Below are 2,114 nucleotides of genomic sequence, written 5' to 3'. Positions count from 1 at the left end.
TATGTGGGGCGTGATGACGACCAGGTCAAGATCCGGGGTTTCCGTATCGAACTCGGTGAGATCGAGAACACCCTCGCCCAGCACGAAGCGGTGGGTTCCTGCGTGGTCGTCGCCCGCGAGGACAGGCCGGGCGACAAGCGACTGGTGGCGTACGTGGTCCTGGAGGACGGGCACACGGCGTCGGACCCCCGCACCGAACTCGCCCAGCATGTCGGGCGCACGCTTCCCGAATACATGGTCCCCACCGCTTTCGTCACGTTGGACAGCCTGCCGCTGACCGCCAACGGCAAGCTCGACCGCAAGGCGCTGCCGGCCCCCCGCATCGATGCCTATGCCCAGCGCGAGTACGTCGCCCCCGGCACCGACACCGAGCGGGCGCTGGCGTCCGTATGGGCCGAGCTGTTGTCCTTCGACGAGACACAGGTCGGCGCCGACGACAACTTCTTCCAGATGGGCGGCCATTCGCTGCTCATCACGGTCCTGGTGGCCCGGTTGAAGGAGCAGGGCCTCGACGTCCCGGTCCGCAGCGTGTTCAGTAGCCCGACGTTGGCGACCCTGGCTGCGGAGATCGACGGCAGCACGGGGAGCCCCGCCTACGAGCTGCCGCCGAACCTGATCCCCCACGGCTGCGAGCGCGTCACCCCCGAGATGCTCCGCCTGGTCGACCTGGACCAGGACCAGATCGACGCGGTGGTGGCCACCGTCCCCGGTGGCGCACCCAATGTCCAGGACCTCTACCCGCTGGCCTCCGCGCAGGAGGGAATCCTCTTCCACCACCTGCTCGACCCGGACAGTGATCCGTACCTGGTCTCGATCCTCCTGGTCGCCGACGACGAGGCCGCGTGCGCCGGGTTCACCCGCGCGTTGCGGAAGCTGATCGACCGGCATGACGTCCTGCGTACCGCCGTACTCACGGCGGAGCTGCCCGAGCCCGTGCAGGTCGTCCACCGCACCGCCCGACTGGAGGTGGAGCGGACACGCCTGGAGCGGGACCGGGATGCCGAGGAGCAGGCGCGTGCCCTGCTGGCCCGGCCCAGGCGGATGAGGGTCGACGAGGCTCCTCTGCTGAGGCTGCTCATCGCCGAGGATCCGGACTCCGGCCGGCGCTACCTCCTGTTGAGCGCCCACCACCTCATCGAGGACGCCAGCACGCTGCGCCTGGTGCTGGAGGAGCTGGCGGTGCACATGGCGGACCGTCCGGAACTGCTGGCGCCGGCACCGCCGTACCGGGACTTCGTCGGCCACACTCTGCATCAGACGGCCACTGACGACGCGGAAGCCCACTTCCGGGCCGCCCTCGGCGATGTCACCGAGTCGACTACGCCCTTCGGGCTCACGAACGTCCGGGGCGACGGCCACGAGTACCCGCACCTGCGCCGCGCTCTGTCCGACGGCCTGACCCAGGAGGTGCGTGCCCAGGCCCAACGTCTGCGCATCAGTCCGGCCTGCCTCTTCCACGCCGCATGGGCGTGCGTCGTGGCCGCGGCCGCCGGCGGTGACGACGTGGTGTTCGGCACGGTGATGTCAGGGCGCCTCCAAGGGGTGCCAGGAGTCGAGCGCATGCTCGGCAACTTCATCAACACCCTCCCCCTGCGGGTGCGGCTGGCGGGCAAGACGGTCCGGGGGCTGATCGAGGAGGTCGACGGTGGGCTGCAGGGGCTGATCGCCCGCGAGCAGAGCCCGCTGAGCCTGGCGCAGCGCTGCAGCGGTCTGGAGGGCGACAACCCGCTGTTCAGCTCAGTGATCAATTTCCGGCACTTCGAACCGCGCCACGGCGAGGCCTCCCTCTCCCTCGATGAGCAGGGGGTCCACTGGCTGGCGGAGACCGACGCGATCAACTACCCGCTGACGGTGTCGCTCGACGACTTCGGCAGCGAACTCTCGCTCGACCTCCGGGCCGACGGCGCGGTGGCATGCGAGGCCGTCGCGGACTACGTCGAGACCGCGCTGACGGGGATCGTGAGCGCCCTCGCCACCGATGACGGCGCCGGCACCCTGGCCCTCGATGTCGACGTCCTTCCGGCGGTTGAGCGTCGGCGGGTGTTGGTGGAGTGGAATGAGGGGCCGGCGGGCTGGGTGGCTCCGGGGCGGTGTGTGCATGAGTGGTTCGAGGA

The 2,114-nt window shown here is 69.9% G+C and carries 1 protein-coding gene; it reads left to right on the top strand.

Features of this window, described 5'->3' with window-relative positions; all coding sequences use genetic code 11:
- A partial coding sequence (locus tag ACIRJT_RS38850) for a condensation domain-containing protein (protein WP_403919365.1) occupies positions 1-2,114 on the top strand: 2,114 nt, incomplete at both ends.

The sequence above is a fragment of the Streptomyces sp. NPDC102283 genome (assembly GCF_044766265.1).
Lineage (GTDB): Bacteria > Actinomycetota > Actinomycetes > Streptomycetales > Streptomycetaceae > Streptomyces.
The sequence above is the reverse complement of the archived record's forward strand: the minus strand, read 5'-3'. Positions and strand labels throughout refer to the sequence as shown.